This is a genomic window from Acinetobacter sp. ANC_7635 (genome assembly GCF_056779945.1).
Map to the genome: position 1 here is coordinate 129,252 of NZ_JBWYIS010000004.1, position 21,638 is coordinate 150,889.

14 protein-coding genes are annotated in these 21,638 nt (G+C 39.2%); 10 read left to right on the forward strand and 4 right to left on the reverse strand.

Features of this window, described 5'->3' with window-relative positions; all coding sequences use genetic code 11:
• Positions 1-176: 176 nt before the first annotated feature.
• Positions 177-3,554, reverse strand: coding sequence for an Rne/Rng family ribonuclease (locus AC1M89_RS07295; protein WP_481614083.1), 3,378 nt, complete (start codon positions 3,552-3,554; stop codon positions 177-179).
• Between the two features lie 67 nt (positions 3,555-3,621).
• On the opposite strand from AC1M89_RS07295, the gene AC1M89_RS07300 reads away from it, so the two are divergent.
• From AC1M89_RS07300 to AC1M89_RS07310, 3 genes are all read left to right on the forward strand, one after another.
• The gene (locus AC1M89_RS07300) at positions 3,622-3,759 is read left to right on the forward strand and encodes a hypothetical protein (RefSeq protein ID WP_179998737.1); all 138 of its coding nucleotides are present in this window, start codon (positions 3,622-3,624) and stop codon (positions 3,757-3,759) included.
• A 553-nt stretch (positions 3,760-4,312) separates the two neighbouring features.
• Positions 4,313-5,278 (forward strand): RluA family pseudouridine synthase, encoded by a 966-nt coding sequence (locus AC1M89_RS07305; protein ID WP_035264199.1) that lies wholly within the window; start codon positions 4,313-4,315, stop codon positions 5,276-5,278.
• 126 nt (positions 5,279-5,404) lie between these two features.
• The gene (locus tag AC1M89_RS07310; RefSeq protein WP_092766702.1) at positions 5,405-6,073 is read left to right on the forward strand and encodes an HAD family hydrolase; all 669 of its coding nucleotides are present in this window, start codon (positions 5,405-5,407) and stop codon (positions 6,071-6,073) included.
• A 43-nt stretch (positions 6,074-6,116) separates the two neighbouring features.
• Here the strand turns inward: AC1M89_RS07310 and hcaR are convergent, their stop codons facing one another.
• Complete coding sequence (hcaR, locus tag AC1M89_RS07315) at positions 6,117-7,022, reverse strand: DNA-binding transcriptional regulator HcaR (protein ID WP_092766703.1); 906 nt, start codon at positions 7,020-7,022, stop codon at positions 6,117-6,119.
• Between the two features lie 681 nt (positions 7,023-7,703).
• Here hcaR and AC1M89_RS07320 point away from each other — a divergent pair.
• Complete coding sequence (locus AC1M89_RS07320) at positions 7,704-8,825, forward strand: MBL fold metallo-hydrolase (RefSeq protein ID WP_481592424.1); 1,122 nt, start codon at positions 7,704-7,706, stop codon at positions 8,823-8,825.
• Between the two features lie 45 nt (positions 8,826-8,870).
• On the opposite strand, the gene AC1M89_RS07325 is transcribed toward AC1M89_RS07320, so the two are convergent.
• Together AC1M89_RS07325 and AC1M89_RS07330 are read right to left on the reverse strand one after the other, a co-directional pair.
• Entirely contained in the window at positions 8,871-10,391 is a 1,521-nt protein-coding gene (locus tag AC1M89_RS07325) for a catalase (protein WP_035264193.1), read from the reverse strand.
• 426 nt (positions 10,392-10,817) lie between these two features.
• Positions 10,818-13,055: a fatty acid desaturase gene (locus AC1M89_RS07330; protein WP_481614078.1), complete on the reverse strand. Its 2,238-nt coding sequence runs from the start codon at positions 13,053-13,055 to the stop codon at positions 10,818-10,820.
• A 108-nt stretch (positions 13,056-13,163) separates the two neighbouring features.
• On the opposite strand from AC1M89_RS07330, the gene AC1M89_RS07335 reads away from it, so the two are divergent.
• From AC1M89_RS07335 to AC1M89_RS07360, 6 genes are all read left to right on the forward strand, one after another.
• Positions 13,164-14,183, forward strand: coding sequence for an AraC family transcriptional regulator (locus AC1M89_RS07335; RefSeq protein WP_481614079.1), 1,020 nt, complete (start codon positions 13,164-13,166; stop codon positions 14,181-14,183).
• Positions 14,184-14,334: 151 nt separating this feature from the next.
• A complete protein-coding gene (locus AC1M89_RS07340) occupies positions 14,335-15,984 on the forward strand; it encodes an acyl-CoA dehydrogenase family protein (RefSeq protein WP_481614080.1) in 1,650 nt (549 codons plus the stop codon).
• A gap of 207 nt (positions 15,985-16,191) precedes the next feature.
• Positions 16,192-17,361, forward strand: coding sequence for an efflux RND transporter periplasmic adaptor subunit (locus AC1M89_RS07345; protein WP_481596206.1), 1,170 nt, complete (start codon positions 16,192-16,194; stop codon positions 17,359-17,361).
• A complete protein-coding gene (locus tag AC1M89_RS07350; RefSeq protein WP_481614081.1) occupies positions 17,361-19,274 on the forward strand; it encodes an ABC transporter permease in 1,914 nt (637 codons plus the stop codon). The genes AC1M89_RS07345 and AC1M89_RS07350 overlap by 1 nt, the downstream gene beginning before the upstream one ends.
• Before the next feature lie 320 nt (positions 19,275-19,594).
• Positions 19,595-21,154 (forward strand): MoaF-related domain-containing protein, encoded by a 1,560-nt coding sequence (locus AC1M89_RS07355; protein WP_481614082.1) that lies wholly within the window; start codon positions 19,595-19,597, stop codon positions 21,152-21,154.
• A gap of 217 nt (positions 21,155-21,371) precedes the next feature.
• On the forward strand, positions 21,372-21,557 hold the full coding sequence (locus AC1M89_RS07360) for a DUF7230 family protein (RefSeq protein ID WP_035264181.1): 186 nt from the start codon (positions 21,372-21,374) through the stop codon (positions 21,555-21,557).
• The last annotated feature ends 81 nt before the right edge of the window (positions 21,558-21,638 follow it).

The window sequence follows — 21,638 nt, forward strand, 5'->3', positions numbered from 1 at the left end:
AGTCTTTAATTTTTCGCAAGTTTTTTTACTTGGTTTTGTCACTGAATATCTTATCCATTTTGAAAAATTGATCAATTCTGAACAGGATTTTTCAGTCAAAACTTTAAAGACCATAACAAAAAAACCTAGCCACCGTAATGACTAGGTTTGTCAAAAGCTAATGTAGTTTAAGCAAATTACTCAGCTGATGGTGTTGCTTTTTTAGGTGGGCGACCACGAGGGCGACGCGGACGAACAGGTTTATCTTCTTCCTGCTGTTCTGCATCATCCTTATCTGCTTCAGCTTGTGCAGATTTATCTTCAGCATTTACGGCAACTTCCGCCACTTCAACGTTCGCAGTTTCTGCTTCTGTAGACGCAACTTCAGTTGATTCTGAAGATTTTTCTTCAGGTTGCTGTTGTGACGAAGTTTGAACTTTTTCTTCAGTCTTCACTTCAGATTGAGTCACTTCAGCTGTCTGTGTTGCTGTTTCTTGATGTGCAACTTCAGATGTTGCATCAGCTGCTTGTGGAGCATCCGTAACAGGTGCTTCAACTTTCACGGCTTCTTGTGCTGCAACTTCTTCAAGGCGCGCTTGTTTTGCTTGCTCTGCTGCAAGTTTTGCAAGACGACGACGCTCACGTGGATCGTTTGCAACACGCTTATCAGACACTGGTTTTGGAGGTGTTAAGTCCAACACAGGTGCAGGCTCTTTTTCAGCTGGAGCTTGTTGAACAGCGACATCACGTGTGACTGGTTTTTTCTCAGTAGCAGGTTCAGCAGATTGAGTATTTAAACTCGCTGCATACTGTTCAGTGAACTTTTGCAATGCGCGATTGAAGGTTGGAATTAATCCAAACTGCTCAATCAATACAGAGCAATCCGCACCATAAACATGTTGAATTAAGCTTAAAACCGTATGTTGTGCTAAAGCTGGCACTTGTGAAGGGCGAAGCTTCGGCGCATCTGATTTTGCTTTCTGGTCATGTTGATGCTTGTTACGACGACGTTGACGTGGGTCGTTACTTGCACGTTGTGGTGCTTGTTGAGGTTTAACCTCAGCTTCAATGACAGGTTCATCAACCGTAATTTCCACTTGAGGTGCTGACACTTCAGTGTCTGTCACAACAGGTGCTGGAGCAGTTGCTACAGGTGCTGCTACTTCAGGCGTTAATGCAACAATCTCACTTTGTGCTTGATCAACATTAACCACTAACGCTGTTTTAAGCTCATCATTACGAGGTACATCAATTAAATCAACTTTAACTTGAGCTTCTGGAGCAACAGGTGCTGAAGATTGCTCTTGATTTAATACACTTTGATCGCGGTGACGATTTGGACGTTGTGGACGTTGTGCATTACGGTCTCGACGTGGCACAGCTTGTTCAGTTTGTGCTTCGAAAGCTGTCTCGTTTTGTTGAGGGCGCTTTTGATGACGTTTCTGATCACGCTGTTCTTGGCGTTGCTCATGACGGTTTTCATTGCGTGACTCATGACGATTGTCTTGACGTTGTTCATGGCGAGGTGCCTGTACAACTTCTTCAATCACATGTTGATCTGCGTTAACTTCGCGTGTGTCACGTTGCTTATTGCGATTTTTCTTGTTATGACGTTGTGGACGCTCGTCTTTTTCAGCTTGACGTTCTTGGTCGCGTGTATCATTTTTCGCAACAGGCGTATGTGAAATATACGCATTTGTTTCAAGTGGTGCAGATGCTTCAATTGCCACAGGTGTTACAGGTGCAATTTGACCGAATTGCCCACGACTTACGGCACCACCGTTCACCATTTGTTCAATTGCAGCCGCTGCAGAGTTAGCCGTACGCGATTGATCAATCGTACTTGCTTGTTTTTGAACAAACAGATTTTCTAACCATGCGCATGGGCTAGTTGCTGGAGCAGCTACTGCTGGGGCAGTTTTTTGCGCTACCGCAGGTTGTGTAGCATTTTGGTTATTTTTATGACGCTTATTGCCTTTTTCCTGCGTTACAGGGGCATGCGTATGTGGAGCTGCATGCTCTTCTTCTAAGTGCCATTCTGAAGACTCATAACCCAACTCTTTTTCACTTGAACGAGTCGCTTCAGTACGTTCATAGCTGGTTGGTGCAAAGCCTTCAGGATTATACGAGATTTTGTAATGTGGCGTTTCTAAATGCGGGTGTGGGAGTACAGTCACACGTACATTTGAAGTTTGCTCCAAATATACGAGGCTATGACGTTTTTCATTGAGAAGGAATGCTGCAATTTCAACAGGAACTTCTACTTGAACTTCACCTTGACGCTCACGAAGTGCAATTTCTTCAACTTTACGCATGATTGAAAGTGAAAGAGAACGCAAGTCACGAACCATACCTGTGCCATGACAACGTGGACATACATAGCCAGTCGCTTCTTCTAAAGAAGGGCGTAAACGTTGGCGACTCATTTCCATTAAGCCGAAACGAGACAATTGACCGAACTGGATACGTGCACGATCACTTTGAGTTGATTCACGCAGTTTCGCTTCAACCATACGTTGATTGCGTTCTTTGGTCATATCAATGAAGTCAATCACGACCAGACCACCGATATCACGTAAGCGAAGTTGGCGAGCGATCTCCTCTGCTGCTTCTAAGTTAGTACTAAGCGCAGTTTCCTCTACATCGTGACCACGAGTAGATTTTGCAGAGTTAATATCGATCGAAACCAATGCTTCTGTTTGGTCAATGACAATTGAACCACCAGAAGGAAGTTTCACTTCACGCTCGTAAGCTGTTTGAATTTGACTTTCGATACCAAAATGAGCAAATAAAGGCTCATTCAAAGTATATGTTTTTAACTTGTCTAATTGGTTCGGCATCACGGCTTTAACAAAGTTATAGGCTTCGTTATAAGCTTGTTCAGAATCAATTAAAATTTCTGCAACATCATCACGTAAATAGTCGCGAATTGCACGAGTAACTACACCAGCTTCCTGATGAACCAACATTGGAGAAGGGCCAGAATTTGCTGTACTTTGGATGCGTGCCCAAAGATCGAGAAGGTGCTGAAGATCAAGTTGAAGCTCTTCTTGTGAGCGACCAATCCCTGCAGTACGTACAATCACGCTCATACCACGAGGTACATTTAAAGACGCCAACATTTCTTTCAATTCTTCACGAACTGAACCAGAAATTTGACGACTAATACCACCACCTTTCGGGTTGTTTGGCATTAAGACCAAGTAACGACCCGCAAGGGAAATAAAAGTTGAGAGAGCAGCGCCTTTGTTGCCACGTTCCTCTTTTTCAACTTGAACTAAAAGCTCAGTACCTTCAGTGATTAACTCACGAATGTTTGAAGTTTGACGAGGGTCAGCTTTGTAATATGAGTTTGCGATTTCACGCATTGAAAGAAAGCCTTGACGGCCTGCACCATATTCTACAAAAACAGCTTCAAGAGATGGCTCAACGCGAGTCACATGACCTTTGTAGATATTGGCTTTCTTTTGTTCACGAGTACGATTTTCTAAATCGAAATCGTAAAGACGGTGACCAGTGATGAGTGCAACGCGAACTTCTTCGGCATGTGTTGCATTGATCAACATACGTTTCATGGGTGTAACACCTAATAGTGATACACAAGCAAAAACATCGCGATTTACGTAGCGAACATCAACCCGCATGGATCAATTCCTAGATCACCATAATCAGTTTGATCTAAGTGTATTACCGGCCTTTATTGATGGGCTTCGGTATTTTGATTCACGTATTGATGATGGCAATACGGCTTTAATCCTGTCACTGATTAAAGAAGCCTGAACATTCACTGGCGGACTAACGGTGCATTGGATGTTCGTTACTTTCACTGTCACATTGCTCGAAGATCATCTCTTCAATTTTTTGATAGAGTGTCTTGATACGGAATTATCGTCGTATCTTTACAAATTGTGCAGATCCAATGCATCTAACGTTATAGCCTGAATGAGAAATCAGGTTGCGACTATTCTGATGTGTATCAGTTAACGTTTAAAAACCAACATAATTGTTGGCGACATATTTTTTTAAACAAACTGATTTATGTGCAAAAGCACAATTAAACGCAACAGTTTGTCTTTTTGCCGATATAATAAGCCTTCGGCGTTGGCATATTCTTTTGGGACCATTCCGAGTTTATGCTAAACAAAAATTTAGTTTGAATTTCAAAATTTTGAAATCTCTAAACAAATGTTCACTTACGGCGGTATCCGTGCGCTGACTATAGCAAACCTTAGATCATCTGCCTATGGGCTACACAGACATTTCTAGTCAATTGGGTAGTCTAAATGATCAGTTTTTAATCGAATTTAGTATTTTTTTAGGTCAACGTAACTGTATGAATTCTACGCAAGAATGGCAAAGCGTCACTTGGTTTGAAGTGGATGAGCACCAATTGGGGCAACGCATCGACAATTTTCTATTCGCTCGTCTTAAAGGAGTACCGAAAAGTCGAATCTATCGTTTAATTCGTGAAGGTCAGGTGCGGGTCAACAAAAAGCGTGTGAAAGCGGAAACCAAATTAAATATTGGTGATCAAATCCGTGTTGCACCGATTCGTTATGAACAAAAAGATGAATCTCAAGCTCCAGTATCAGACAAAGTCGCGCAGGGCTTGTTAAGCCGTGTGGTTTATGAAGATGAAGGTCTTTTAGTGGTGAACAAACCTTCTGGGATTGCGGTGCACGGTGGAAGTGGTGTGGCGTATGGCTTAATTGAAGGCTTACGCGCAGCGACAGGGAAAAAATATTTAGAACTGATCCATCGTATTGACCGAGATACTTCAGGCTTGGTGATGATTTCTAAAAAGCGTAGCGTATTAAAAACACTTCAAGATATGCTTCGTGAACACAAGATTCAAAAAACTTATGCTGCTGTGGTGAAAGGCCAAGTAACACTAGATTCCCAATTAATCGATGCACCATTACATCGCTATGAGTTAGCCAATGGTGAACGTCGAGTGCGTGTATCTAAAGAAGGAAAGCCTTCAAAAACCCAATGGAAGGTAGCAGAACGCTTTATGCATGCATCACTCGTGTATGCATCACCGCTTTCTGGTCGTACACATCAAATTCGCGTACATGGACTCAGTATTGGTCATCCCTTGGTGGGTGATGAAAAGTACGGGCATGAGACGGAATATCGTGGACCTAAACCACGTCGTTTATGTTTACACGCAATGCGCTTAGAGATTCCTGGATATCCAGTAATTGAAGCACCATTGCCTGAGGATATGCAAAGCCTGGTTGCACAACTTCGCGCACAAAAAGCGGATAAACCTGTAGTGCAGTCTCAACAAGACTGATTGCGTCTCAGTGGTTGTGTAAGGATTGAATCATTGTGTCATGACGAGGTCATGCAACGATGAGATCTTAATATGTCAATATGATATTTAAATGGCATCTACCCGATCAAAATTAGGATAAAAAATATGACATCAGCGGTAAAACTCATTATTTTTGATTGGGATGGCACCTTATTTGATTCAGTGGGTCAAATTGTTGAAAGTTTAAAATTTGCCGCCAAACAATTTAATCAACCTTTGACTGATGAGGATGCTAAAAGCATTATTGGCTTAGGATTACCTGAAGTAGCGCAGGTTTTATTTCCTCAGGTTCCTGATTTACACGAGGCAATTTTACAGTCTTATTCAGCGCATTATGTTGAGCACTCGAAACATGATCGTTGGTTTGATGGTGTGGCTGAAATGTTGCATGATCTCAAAGAGTCAGGTATTCATTTGGCTGTTGCGACAGGAAAAAGTCGTAAGGGGCTAGATCGAGTACTGGGGCAAACTCAGAGTGTGAGTTTGTTTTCAGCGACACGTGCAGCCAGTGAAACAAAATCAAAACCAGATCCGTTGATGTTGGCTGAAATTTTAGCCGAAACTGGTTTTAATGCAGATCAAGCGATAATGGTAGGAGATACTTCATACGATCTTGAAATGGCATTGAATATTCGTATGCCAAGTGTAGGGGTGACGTATGGCGTTCATGTACCTGAGGTACTACAGCAATATCATCCACTTGCGGTCGTGGATTCCATTGATGAATTACATCAACTTTTAAAAAATTTGATTAATCAGTCAGTTGCTTGCTAAATCACATCGATAAAAAACCCGCTCAATTCAGCGGGTTTTTTATTCACGTTGAACTTTGATTAAAGTCTAAATAAAAGACTTTTGAAAGTAACTCCATAAATTTTTGCACAGCAATACCAGTGGCATTCTTGCGATAACTTACAAAGAGATCAAGCGAAGGTAGCTCTACATCGAGTGGACGAGTCACACTATTTTCCAAGAGAAGTGGCATAATATAGCCAGGAAGAATCGTACACCCTAAGCCAATACCAATAGAGTTAATGTTAAACAAGATATTGTCAGCTTTTTGAACAATTTTAAAAGAAACGCCATTTTGTTCAGCAAAGCCTAAAATGGTGTCATGCAGGGTCTTAGATTGCTCATCTGAAGGGATCACAAAATCAATGCCATCAAGCGCTTTTACAGGAATACGATCGTACTTTGCCAAAGGGTGATCTTTAGGCAGAATAAAAACTAAAGGCTCACGGAGTACAAAGCGACTCTCGATCTCTTCAGAATCTAAACGTTGACGAGTAAAAGTAATGTCCAATTCACCTTTCTTTATGCCTTTGAATTGCTCAATATTATTTAAGCTTTGTAATTCAATTTTTAATTCGGGATTTTGAACACGTAAGTTAGGTAATACATAAGGAAAGATTTTCATTTCTGCAACTGGCACAAAACCAATGCGTAGCATTTTTTGTTTTGCTTTAGACACTTGGCGCGCCATATTAATTGCTTTTTCTGCTTGAGCAATGGTGAGTCTCGCCTGTTCCAGAAACACAGCGCCTTCTTCGGTCAATTCAACTTTTCGTTTGGTTCGATTTAGTAAACGCACACCAACATCTTCTTCTAAATCTTTGATTTGTTGGCTGAGTGAAGGCTGTGCTGTGTAGAGCTTAAGTGCAGCTTTGCTAAAATTAAGCTCTTCTGCAACTGTAATAAAATAGCGCAAATGCCGTAATTCCATATAGCCTTCCAGAGAATAATCTAAAAAATGTCTTAATGTTGCTAAAGATGAGTATAAGTGAAATTGATCAATAAGTAGATGTATTTTGGTATTTAGTTAGTGAATGAAGCATTTTTTTGTATTTTAAAATTTACATGCATTTAATTTCTTACTTAGATAGAAATTTTACATTTCAAGATCGAACTCTCATCGTGAATGAGTGACTGATTTGTATAGGTTTAGAAAAGATTGTATCTATTAAAGTTGAAACCAATTGTTTCGGCTTTAAGTCTATGAAAAATAATAATGTAGAGAAAAGTACGTTGAAGCTTTGGGAGATCAGTTGTTCAGCGTTAAGTCACATCCTAAACAAAATTTAACTTCCTCTATTTAAGATTTCTGTGGGTGATTAAAAAAACATCAAAAATCAGAAAAAAACAACAAAATCATAAACAAAAAGAAAGTCTGAGTTGTATATGATGAATAATAGAGGGATGATTGGTGTTCTATTTCACAATTTATTGATGAAATTATAACCACTTCATGGGAATTGAGATTGATGTTGTCTTAAATGAAACACGAACAGTGTATCTTTTAAAAACATAATTTAAAAATGCGAATAGATGATGAACATAATCTATTTATATAACTGAATAATCAACTATTTCAAAATCGCTTCGGTTTAAGGTGCTTACATTTATTATGTCTAATTTGACTGATATTCCAACGACGACTTCGAGTAATCCAGAGTCTACACTTGTTGTTGGACGGAAGCCGCAAGATTCTAATCTGCACTATCAACTAAAGACTGAAGATTGTATTCGGCATGTGTGGTTTAAACCAAAACTTAAATTGGTTTCACTGGATCACCATAATGGGCAAAGATTCGTTAATCAGGAACCACGTCCTGCACAGCTCAACCAATGGAATTTATATAAATGGTTGATGGCTCGTAAAAGCTTTACCTGGCAAGGTGATTTCGCGAAAGAGAAACAGGACTTTATTCAAACCAAACGTGCTAAGCCTGAGGCTCGTCCGCATGCAGATTTAGAAGATTGGCAAGTATGGTTTGTTGGTCATGCTACGGTTTTAATTCAAATTGGTCCATATAACTTCTTAACCGACCCTGTATGGGCGGATTATGTAAGCCCAAAGCACGGGAGTGGACCGAAACGTGTTATCCCTGCAGGGATTGCACTTGAAGATTTACCACAGATTCACGCAGTATTACTCAGTCATAATCACTATGATCATATGGATTTAGCGAGTTTGAATTGGCTACATCAAAAATTTGCTATGCCGATCTATACAGGTCTAGGAAATGCAGCCTATTTGCCGAAAGCATTTCATGTGATTGAGATGGATTGGTGGCAGTCTGCCTTATTCAAAGATTTTAAAATTGTCTACACACCTGCCCAACATGGTTCTGGTCGAGGGCTTCGTGATCAAAACCTTGCATTATGGGGTGGTTTTTCAATTTTATCTGAGCATGGGCATTGTTACTTTGCTGGTGATACAGGCTATGCACAACATTTTAAAGAGATTCACCAGCGCTTAGGTGCACCAAGGATTGCTTTACTGCCAATCGGTGCATATGAACCAAGAGTATTGATGCAATATCTACATATGAATCCTGCTGATGCATTCCAAGCACATAAAGATTTACACGCAAAACGTTCATTAGCGATTCACTATCGTACTTTTCAGTTAACAGATGAAGATCGGAATCAACCTGAGTTGGATCTGCACCAAGCGATGAAAAATGCATCTAAATTTATCAGTCCGTTTTATTGTATTCGGGAAGGTAAAAAACTAATTGTTTGAATAAAAAAAACCGCTGATAACAGCGGTTTTTTATGGAGATATTAATTAAAGTAAGCCAGGATTTCCTTGTGCTGGGTCAGTTGCACGTGCAGCCTGTGCATCAGCTACGGTCATGCCTAATGCTTTTGCAACACCCTCGCCATATGCTGGGTCACAAGCATAGCAGTTACGAATATGACGATACTTAATGAAATCTAATGCATCGCCCATTGCTGCGGCTGTATTGTCAAATAAAGCCTGTTTTTGCTGATCATTCATGAGATTGAATAATGCGCGTGGTTGACTGAAATAGTCATTATCATCTTCGCGGTAATCCCAGAAATCTGCCGCACCAGAAATTTTTAATGGTGGCTCTTTATATTGTGGCTGTTCCTGCCATTGGCTGAAACTATTTGGTTCATAGTGTGGCAAAGCACCATAGTTACCATCAGTACGACCTTGACCATCGCGACGATTTGAGTGAACAGGGCAACGCGGTGCATTCACTGGAATTTGATAATGGTTAACACCAACACGGTAGCGTGCAGCATCTGCATAGTTGAACAGACGTGCTTGAAGCATACGGTCAGGTGAGAAGCTGATGCCTGGCACTAAGTTACTTGGAGCAAAGGCAGCTTGTTCTACGTCTTGGAAGTAGTTTTCAGGGTTACGATTAAGTTCGAATTCACCGACTTCGATCAAAGGATAGTCCCCTTTAGGCCATACTTTGGTTAAGTCAAATGGGTGATATGGAACTTTCTCTGCATCTAACTCAGGCATGATTTGGACGTACATTTTCCATTTCGGGAAATCACCACGTTCAATCGCATCAAATAAGTCAGTTTGAGAACTTTCGCGATCTTTCGCAATAATCGCTTCAGCTTCTGCATCAGTTAAATTCTTAATGCCTTGTTGCGTGCGCATATGGAATTTAACCCAGAAGCGTTCGTTGTTGGCATTAATGAAACTGAAGGTATGGCTACCAAAACCATGCATGTGACGGTAACCATCTGGGATACCTCGGTCTGACATGACAATCGTCACTTGATGTAATGCTTCTGGAAGTAAAGTCCAAAAATCCCAGTTGTTGGTTGCACTACGTTTGTTGGTTTTAGGATCGCGTTTAACTGCTTTGTTTAAGTCAGGGAACTTACGCGCATCACGTAAGAAGAAAACTGGAGTGTTATTACCTACTAAATCCCAGTTACCTTCTTCAGTGTAGAATTTCATTGCGAAACCGCGGATATCACGTTCAGCATCTGCTGCACCACGTTCGCCAGCAACTGTAGAGAAGCGCACAAAAATATCGGTTTTTTTACCGATTTCAGAGAATAATTTAGCGCGAGTATATTGCGTAATATCATGGGTAACAGTGAAGGTACCAAATGCCCCAGAACCTTTCGCGTGCATACGACGCTCAGGAATCACTTCACGAACGAAGTTACCTAATTTTTCATTCAGCCATAAATCTTGTGCAAGTAAAGGACCACGTGCACCTGCTGTCATACTGTTTTGGTTGTCTACTACAGGAGCACCAGCATCAGTTGTTAAGTGGGTGACAGGACATTTTTTTGAGTCATCGCTCATATTCATTCTCCATTTATAATATATGCCTTTCTTGATGGTTGGCTGAGCATTCACTTTTATAAGTTCTAGCGCCTCCAATATCAGAGACATGAACCGTTTTGTTCGATCATTCTAAAGCAACATTGTGACAAGAATGTGTGTTTTATTGAGTTTACAAATTCATCATAAATCATGATGCGTTCAATTGGAGTGTTTAATTTGTAAATAAAATTCCAATTACCCTCATATAAATTAAGGGTTTATTTGAATATTCACCAATAGAATATTTGGTTCAAGTTAAAAGGATTTAACGATGATTTACAGTAAGGTTTTGGTTGTGTAATTTTTGGATATGAATCATAAGTTTGGTTGTTTAAGTGTTTGAATCTTACTGTCATGAAGCATTGCATGATTACTTCATGACGGCGATTAACTTAAGAATCTTTGTTAAACATCAAGCACAATGATTGGTGAGCGAGCCACAGTGTTGCATAGGGTAATGCGATGTTGAATAGTGGATGAATTAACTTCTAATTGAGTTTGACCTTCCAATTTAGTGCATACACAGGCTTTGCATAAACCTTGTCGACAACCGCTTGGCAGTTTTAGTCCAGCCCAACGCGCGGCTTCAAGTAAAGTGACATTCCCTTCAATATCGATACTTTTATTACTTTTTTTGAAAATCACTCGACGTGTAACACCATCAGACTCAAAACTGAGAGGAGCAGGTTTAAAATTTTCTGTGTGAAATGCTGCTGCTTTAACGCCTGCTTGAATAAGTTGTTGGCGAGCAGAATCGATTAATGCTTGAGGGGCGCAGGCATATACGTGTTGGCATTTAAAATCTCGAATATAAGGTTGGAAAATTTCAAGACTAAAACGTCCTTGTCGTAAATCAGATGTCGACTCGTTCTGAACTTTGGAGCAGATAAAGTGAACATTCAAATTCGAATGCCCCGCGATTTGACGAATCTCATTTTCAAACAAAATAGAGTTTTCATCGTGGTTAAAGTAAAACAAATGAGCTTCAGCTTTACTTTCGATACGCTGATATTTTCTTAACATACTTAAAATTGGTGTAATACCGACTCCTGCTGCGATAAAGATTAACTTCGGCGGGAGGGTGTCTAAAACAAAATCAGGTGTAGATTGTGGTGGACTTACAATCGTCACCTCTGTATTTACAGGAACATGATCATGAATATAGTGAGAAACGATGCCCGCAGGTGTACGTTTCACTGCTATTTCAAAATAGCCATCTGCGCTTTGGCTTTCATGCAATAAGCTGTATTGACGAATATAAGTTTGCCCATTTATTTCAAAGCTTAATGAAATAAATGCACCTGCCTGCCATTTTAAATGTTCCCAGCCTTGAGGCTTGCTCATTTTGAGTGTTTTGACTTGACCATTAAGCTGTATTTCGACTTGTATAACTTTTGCCGACGCATTATAGAACTGTGGCTTGTGTAAATATGTCATGGTTGAGGGTGGCTGATATTGAATTCCTCGTTTGATACGTTTTAATAATTCTTTTGGTCGAATGAGTAATTTGAAAGGGTTATTTTTTTCTTGATTACCAAAAGGTAGAGTCCTTTTAATGAGGCTGAGCGGTATCGCTGGAATCAGCTTTTCCATGGGTGAATTGTGATAAGGCAAATGATATTTTTCACAAATACTACGTACTACAGCTTTGATTTGTCTTTGACGATTACATGATAAATCTGGAAATAAATGATGCTCAAGATGTGTATCTAATCCGCCATAAAAGATTTCAAATGGAGGTGGATTTGGATACGGGACCTCATCATCAAGGATTTTTTTGAGAAACTGATCCAGCGGTGCATATGGGATAAAATTGGTGGTACTTTTAATCTGTCGTATGAAATATTCTTCTTGCGTCTCATCAGGTCCAGGATCTGAATAAAGCTCCAAATTTTCAGCGTGATGTTCTAAGAAGAGGATATGAAGTAAAAAACCATAGCCTATCGTTGTTGTAAGATAATTTCCGATAAAAACAGGTAATTTTTTTGACCATTTTGCAGCAACTGGTGCTTCAATAAACTGTTTTTGAACATGATCTTTTATGAGACGAAATGATTGAGTAAAGGTTTCTTTGGAAAGGATTTTTCGACCTTCTGTACGTGCTGCTGATGTGGCTGTATAGAGTGTGAAATAGTAGGATGGAGTGATCATCAGCGCACTGTAAATCAGCAATTGAACACTGTGATGCCCATACCAGCTTTGACCTGCCAAGCTTCTTAAAAAGGAATACCCTAAATCATGATCTTTGCCAACGATGTTGGTAAATGGATGATGATTTTGATGATGCATGACGCGCCATTCACGAGGATCAGTCACAAAGTCCCATACCCAGCGTTCTGAGTGAAACTCGGTTGCTTGGGGGAGGTGATCATAACTTCCGTGCATGATGTTATGACCGAGCTCTGAAAATTCGAGTAGGGTGTGTAAACAACCCAGAATAATGCCCCGTCCCCAAGATTCTAAACTTATACATTCACGAATAAGTTGCTCACTGCGTAATTTTATAGCCTTTGAATATGCAGCAACATTTCGAATATGATCAATATCTTGGTCGTTCATCTCGGCTTTGGTTTTTTGATATAACGCCGTGAGTTCATTGACCAGGCTTTGCTGTTCCTCAGCAAGATTGGCATACATGTTCATAAAAAATTCCATTTTCTTTTATTTATGAATATAAGAGATTGAATTCACTTGTAGAATGATAATTAAACAGTTAAATTTGACATTAGATGACAAATAAAAACGCGAATAATGATGCTTAATTCATGGAAGTTTTTAAGGGAAGCGAATACAGCTCGGGTACTATGTCATGTTGCAGAAAGCTACGGTATTACTTTTGAGCAATGCCTAGAAAATACACAACTGACGAAACAAGATCTTTATCAAGAAAATTTTGAAATCCAAGAGCGAAATGAATTACAGATCATCAGAAATATTCTGAATCTAATCTCTGATGAACATCCCATTGCGCTCGAAGCTGGGCTTCGACATCACACCACCACATTAGGGGCTTGGGGATTTGCAATTTTAAGTAGTGCCAATGTCAGAGAAGCGTTGCTGATCGCGATACGATATCTGAAATTAGGCGCAATTTTTTCTGATGTGGCTTTGCAAGAAGATGGTGAATTTACACATTTAAATTTATTTCATCATGACCTAAGTGCTGATATGCAATTATTTATTTTAGAAAGAGATATTGCGACCATCATCACACTTCAAAATGACATTCTTGGTGCTCAATTACCCTTTCAGATAGATTTAGCGATGACCAAGCCTTGCTATGCAAATCAGATAGAAGAATTAACTGGTTATCCTATTTTTTATGAGAAACCACAAAGTCGAATCACGATTCAATCTGAATTGTTGCTTACCCCATTGCGTCAAGCTGATGACTTCACTTTTATGCGTTACCAAAAAGAGTGTGAGCATGTATTTCGACGCCGAAAAAGCTTAGGGGACTATAGTAAAAAAATACGCGAGTTTTTATTAAAGAATGCATCACAAATGCCGACGATTGAAGATATATCCAAAGCTTTAGCTGTCAATGTTCGTACCATTCAGCGCAATTTAGCCAATGAAGGGATTACGTTTCACCAATTGGTTAAAAATTTACGTGAGGATTTGGCAGATGATTTATTGCTGGGTACTGATCTTACAATAGATCAAATTTCTGAACGGTTGGGTTATGCGGAAGTATCTGTATTTTCTAGAGCATTCAAGCGCTGTAAGGGTATGCCGCCCGCAAAATATCGAAAGATGATGCAACAATAGCAGAACACAATACTGAGATAATATTAAGACGTTAATAAAAATTTAATGACAATTCAGGTCATCTTTTGCACTAGATAATCTACTTTCAAAAGCTATACTCGAAAATATAAATAATCAAGTTATAGATAAAAATTCCAAAGAGGGTTCGTTTATGTCGGCATGGATGACACATCAAATACATAATCAATTTGATGAGCTTCAAGATTACAATCTATATATAACAGATCCAATCTTACAAGAAATCTTACAGCGTTATGGCAGTAGAAACTCAGTCCATTTAAGTGAGTTTGGTGCAGTCGTAGGTTGTGAAAGCTTTTATCACCATGCTGATCTTGCAAATAAACATCCTCCTATTTTACATAGTTTTGATGCTCGAGGTAGGCGGGCAGATTTTGTTGAATTTCATCCTTCATGGCACAAATGGATGGCGTTAAATCGTAAATATGCGGTTCATGCACATCCTTTTCTAAATTTCACTCAAGAATCTGGTTGGGTGGATTGGGCAGCAAAATTCTTCCTCAGTGGTCAAGTGGAGTGTGGAAACTTATGTCCAAACTCAATGACCTTGGGCAGCATTCCATTGATTCAAAAAGAACCTGAGCTGTGGAAAAAGCTAGGAGATAAACTTTTATCCACTGAATATGATGAACGCGATTTACCGATTGCTCAGAAAAAATCGATTTGGATTGGAATGGGCATGACTGAAAAGCAGGGTGGTTCTGATGTGCGTGCTAATGAAACGACAGCTGTTCCAGTTGGGCGGTCTGGAAGAGGACAAGCCTATTTACTAACTGGGCATAAATGGTTTTTTTCAGCACCTATGTGCGATGCACATTTGGTTGTTGCTAAAACTGAGCATGATGGATTGGCGTGTTTCTTTGTTCCGCGTTGGTTGGAAGATGGCACAAAAAATGCGATTCATATTCAACGACTCAAAGAGAAGGTTGGAAATCGCAGCAACTCCAGCTCTGAGGTCGAATTTAAAGAAGCTTGGGGCATTATGATGGGGGAGGCTGGACGCGGCATTCCAACGATTATTGAAATGGCGAATTATACCCGATTAACGTGTGCGGTAGGTTCAAGTGGCATTATGCGTCAGGCCCTAGTACAAAGCATTGCCTATACTCGTCAACGTCAAGCATTTGGTAAGAGACTCATTGAGCAGCCATTAATGCGGTCTGTGCTCACAGATCTTGCTTTAGAAACTGAAGCGGCAGTGCAGTTGAGTTTCCATTTGGCTCATTGTTATGAACATGACAGCGAACTTTGTTTGGCATGGAAACGTATCATGACACCAGCAGCAAAATTTTGGATCTGTAAAAGAGCAGTAGAGATGACTGGTGAAATGATGGAAGTTTTCGGTGGCAATGGCTACGTTGAACATGGCATCATGGCTCGTCTCTTTAAAGAAGCACCTGTGAACACTATTTGGGAAGGGTCAGGTAATGTCATGTGTCTCGATGTGCTTCGTGCTATTTCACGTGATCCTGAATCAATCGAGCACTTATTTAAAGATTTAGCATCTACTGCAAGTCACGACAAAATACTTAATGAAGAGTTGCAGGGACTGTTTAGATTATTTCATCAGGAACCTGATGATTTACAATTTATGGGGAGAAGCTTAGTCAGTCGTTTGGTTGTGCTCTCTCAAGCAGTATTGCTGAAACGTTATGCACCAGATTTTATTGCCAATGCTTTTATTGCGACGCGGTATCAAAAATTTCATGGTCAAGTGGTGGGAATGCTTGATCCTAAACAAGTAGATGTGACCTCAATTTTAAATCGAGCATTTGCCGCTTAATTATTGTCCAAAACCCTTTTCTGATAGACAGCCAACACATAGATGCGGTTGGCTGTTATCGATACATAAAAATAAATAAGTACGACAGTGTGAAAAAATAGAATTCACTAGAATCGTGTCATTAAAAATTTTTAAATTTTGATCATATTAAAGTGAATAAAACATGTTGATCAAAAGTTATCTCCTCAATAAAGATTATTCGTCATTATGCACATGCAAAAAAAATCAAAAAAATTAAAGTATTTTTTGGTCTTAGTGGTATTGGTTGCTTTAGCTCTTTTTGTTTATTTCTATATTCAGTCACAAAAAAAGCAGCCAGAACCGCAGACCGTTGAAGTCACTCAAGGTGATCTAACGCAGATTGTTAAAGCCACAGGTGAAATTTATGCATCTGATATTGTCTCCGTGGGTGCACAAGTCTCAGGTCAAATTCAAAAGCTGTATATCAAGTTAGGACAGGATGTAAAAAAAGGCGAATTAATCGCTGAAATTGACTCGACAACACAGTTGGACAAGCTCAATACCAGTAAAGCCGAACTTGAAGCTGCGAAGGCAGACTTGGCAGCGAAACGTGTCACTTTACAAACTTTAAAACAAAACTATCAGCGTAAATTAACCTTATACAAAGCTGAAGCAGGCTCTCGTGAAGAGCTCGAACAGGCGAATAATCAGCTTAAACAAGCGATTGCAGATGTTGAGTCAAATGAATATCGGCTGAAACAATTACAGATTAATGTGAATACAGCACAAACTGAATTGGGCTACACACAGATTCGCTCTCCATTGACGGGTACCGTGGTTTCCATGCCTGTTGAAGCTGGTCAAACCATTAACTTTGCACAAACGACACCTTTGATCGCGACGATCGCCAACTTGAATAAGATGGAAATCCGAATGCAGGTCGCAGAAGGTGACTACACTAAATTAAAAGAAAACATGCCAGTTAAATTTAGCACCTTGGCAGACCCCAATGTGAAATTAGATGGTGTGATTCAAAGTATTGATCCTGCTTTAACGACCCTGACCAAAGGAACTTACGACGATAAAAATGAAAATGCGAATGCAGCAGTGTTCTACTATGCAAGAATGTTGGTGGACAACCCTGAGCGTAAACTCAGTATCGGTATGACAACCCAAAATGACATTATTGTAAATCAAAAAAAGAATGTGCTGAAAATTCCGAAAACAACGGTGATTGGATATGGATCAGATGCCATTGTTTACCTCTATCAACCTGATACAAAACCTCAACCAAGAAAAGTCGTGACTGGAATTTCTGACTCAAATGATATTGAAATCAAGTCTGGTTTAAAGTTGGGTGAAAAAATTTTGGCAGAGGCACCTGACGATAGTGCGAATACATCAGGCGATACTTAATGAGTTTGATTGAACTAAAAAAAATAAATAAATTTGTAGGTCCAGAAAATAATCAACAACACATCCTAAAAGATGTCAGTCTCAGTATTGAACAGGGTGAGTTTATTTCGATTATTGGGCAATCAGGTTCAGGTAAGTCTACTTTAATGAATTTACTTGGATGTTTGGATCAAGCCTCTTCAGGACAGTTTCTGTTTCGTGGACAAGATATTTCCTTATTGAGTAATGATGAGCTTTCATCGTTACGTTTAAAAAGTTTTGGGTTTGTGTTCCAACGCTATAATTTATTGAATGCTTTATCTGCTTTAGAGAATGTCGCCTTGCCCGCGATTTATTCAAATTTGAATGCAGAAAACCGTGCAGATCGAGCACTGCAACTTTTAGCTCAGCTCGGTTTAGCTGATAAGAGTGACAATAAACCCAATGAAATGTCGGGTGGACAGCAGCAACGAGTCAGTATTGCCCGCGCGCTTATGAATGGTGGTGAGGTTATTTTAGCCGATGAACCCACAGGCGCTTTGGATTCTGAAAGTGGTGAAATGGTCTTGCAAATTTTGGAAGATCTACACCGTCAAGGGCATACGATTATTTTAGTGACTCATGATAAAAGTATTGCAGAACGTGCAGATCGTGTCATTGAAATTAAAGATGGACGCATTCTTTCGGATACGCAGCGTAAATCTTTAGGGCAAGTTTCTCCATCAAAAGTTTTTCATGCGGACATGAAATTCAGCTTTGTTTCCCAAGTGTATGAAGCGATGAAAATGTCTTTGCACTCAATTTTCGCCAATCGTTTAAGGTCATTTTTGACCATGCTAGGGATTATTATTGGCATTTGCTCAGTCACCATTGTCATTGCGATTGGTAATGGAGCAAAAGAAAAATTTTTGAATGATTGGGGGGGATTGAAAACAGCAACACTTGAGATTTATCCAGGTGGAACAGCTTTAGCTGCATCTGCCAGCCGTTTAAATATGGATGATTTAAATGCACTCAATGAGATGAAAGAAATTATCCATGTTTCTCCACATGTCAGTTTAAGCGGGAACATGATTTATCAAAATCGTAATATTGATGTGAGTGCAACAGGTGCAGATGGTTTTTATTTAAAAATTAGAAACATGAAAGTTCAACATGGTCGCTTTTTTACACAGAGCGATGTTGAACAGCGTTCCCAAATTGTAGTGATTGATAAGCAAGCTGCTGAAAAGTTATTTGGACAGCAAAAATTAGCTTTAGGTAAAACAGTGTTATTTAATAAGCGTTCTTATGAAGTTGTTGGAATCGCTGAACCTCAATATAGCTCAGGTTCTTCACAAATTTGGATGCCTTATAATGTATTGATGTCACAAATTTCAAGTAGTGATAATGTCAATCTGCTGACTGCGGTACTACATCAAAATACTGACTCAGTGAAAGCCGAAAAGAAAGTGAGGCAACTATTGATTGCTCGTCATGGTGTGGAGGATTTTGATATATATAACAGTGATGAGTCTATGAAGTCCTTTGAAAAATATTTAGGAACGATGACTTTCTTTATTTCTGCAGTAGCCTTTATTTCATTGGTCGTAGGTGGCGTTGGTGTGATGAATATCATGCTCGTTTCTGTGACCGAGCGAATTAAGGAAATTGGCTTACGAATAGCAGTTGGTGCTCGCCAAAGTGATGTGCAGGCTCAGTTTTTGATTGAATCTGCAGTTTTATGTTTAATTGGTGGTGTAATTGGTGTTGCGATCGCCTTGATCGCCAGTTTTATTTTTAATGCGATTAGCTCAGATTATAAGATGGTATTTTCATGGTCAGTTGCTATTATCGCACTGCTATTTTCAACGTTGGTTGGTTTGATCTTTGGTTATATGCCCGCTAAACGTGCTGCAAACTTAAAACCAATTGAAGCCTTAGCCCATGAATAAAAAAAATTAGAGATGGCTGTTCAGTGAGCAATGTCTGTATTAACAGGCATTCAAAGTTCGAGATACTAAAGTTAACATTTTTTATCGTGGAATTTATTGTTGCAAATCAGTCTAATATTTTAACTGCAAATTCGATTATTTTACTTACTAAACCGTAAGTACTTCTCATCCTTCTTCTGCCTCAATAAGCTTTTAATTCGCCTTGTTGCACTACCACATCCGCAGTATGACGAGGGGAAATATGGCACTTTTGCTTTAAAGTTTATTTAAAAAATAAAGATCAATAAGAACCATAGATAAATTTATCTCATGAGGCTGATATGACAAAACTCCTAACCACTAGTTTATTTGTGACCACCATTGCTTTAAGTGGCTGTAATGATTCTGATGATAAAAGTCCAAAAGATTCATCAAATCCATCTCCACTCACTTTGCAGACTTATACTCCTGGAGAGGATGCTGTTTTTGCCGTTGCATCAACTTTAATTTCAGGAAAAAAAGATGCTATTTTGGTCGATGCTCAATTTCAGAATCAATACGCTAAAGACGTAATCAATCTGATTAAGAAATCAGGTAAAAATTTAAAATATATTTATATTTCCCATAGTGACCCTGACTATTATTTTGGAACCAATGAAATTTTAAAAGCATTTCCAAATGCTAAGGTTGTTTCAACTGCGCAGACAGCTTATTTAATACAAGCCTCTAAAGAAGATAAGTTATCAGTTTGGCAGCCACAATTAGCAAAAAGCGATGCCCCTGAAAAGATTATTATTCCTGAAGCCTTAAATTCAGGATATATGGAATTAGATGGGCAAAAGCTTCAAGTCCAACTTGATCCAGAAGATTCCGCACATAGTTTCTTATGGATTCCAAGTTTAAAAACGGCATTGGGTGGTATTTCGGTCGCTTATGGTGAGCATTTGTGGATGGCCGATACCAATGGTGTGCAAGGGATCGATCTTTGGAAGAAGCAAATTGATAAAATACTGAGTTTAAATCCTGAAAAAGTGATCCCAGGTCATTATGTAAAAAGTGACTTTTCACCTAAGCCATTGGATTGGATTAAAGGGTATTTAACGAACTTTAAAACAGCAGTTACTGAAAATCAAAGCTCGGAGGGGATTTTTGGATATATGAAAGCAAAGTATCCAGATCTTGAGTCGAGTGAAGAAGTACTAAAAATGTCTGCACAAGTATTTGCCAAAGAAACCGATTGGAAAGTTGCATCTCCTTATCCGCCAATAGGACAAAAAATTCAAGTCGATTTTACGAGTTTGAAATTTTATCTTGATTTCAAAGACCACAAAAACCTAACTTTTACAGGTGCCGGTGGCGCAGTTGGGCCAGATCTTTCTGAAGCGGTAAAATACACACCTGTTGAAATTGCTAAAAATATTTTTATGGTTTATTGGCATGAGGATAAATCAGGAGATAATGTCGTTCATATTCAAGATTATAATCGAGATGTCGTTTACACCAACATTGCTGGGAATGATGGAACAATTCATCTTAAAGGCAAAATACAGGGCGTCAAAGGTGTAATCAAGGACATCGGTTTACAACAAGTATTGAACAAACCATTCTTCGCTATTGGACAGACTTTGGCGTTAAACATCAATGGTCAAACGCAGCGTCTTGAATTCAAAGACCAAAGTCTTTTAAATATCACATCAGGACAAAATACATCTGCCAATATTGAATATTTAGCCACACAGGTTGGACCTGAGCAGTTTATGGTGTATTGGACAGATGATGCGACTAAAGAAAATGTTGTACTTATCATCGATCAAAAGCAAAAGATCATTTACCAAAATATCGCAATGCCAGATGGAAAATTTAATCATCATCGAGGTACATTTAGTCTTCTACCGAAATAATGAAGATTTAGTCCTTTCTATGCTGAGTAAGAGTACCTTCGGGTGCTCGAGTTTTTGATCAATTTAACATAGAAAAATGGCAGAGCTAATCTTAAACATTTTATGCATTCGATGAATGTCATTGAAAAAACCATTATGAATTTGCTTGTATAATGTACAAAAAAGCGTAATATCGCTTTCCCATCATCTAGGGTGGTTAAACTGAAGGTAATATAAAATGGCAAAGAAAAAAGCGTTGCCAGAAGTTGTGATTCACAACTTTGTGGCAAAACATATGCATGAAGTCAACAAAAGCCAAGTTTTTGTAGATCGTAAGAAAAATGCAAAACGTGGCTATAGCAAGCACAAAAAAGGGAGATATTCGAATGATTATCTCCCTTTTTTTATATGCCTAAACACGTGAAGGTTAGTCTGCTCCACCGATACTTCCACCGCAATCTATATCAACATGTGATGATAATTCGCTCATTTGGTGTTCAGAATT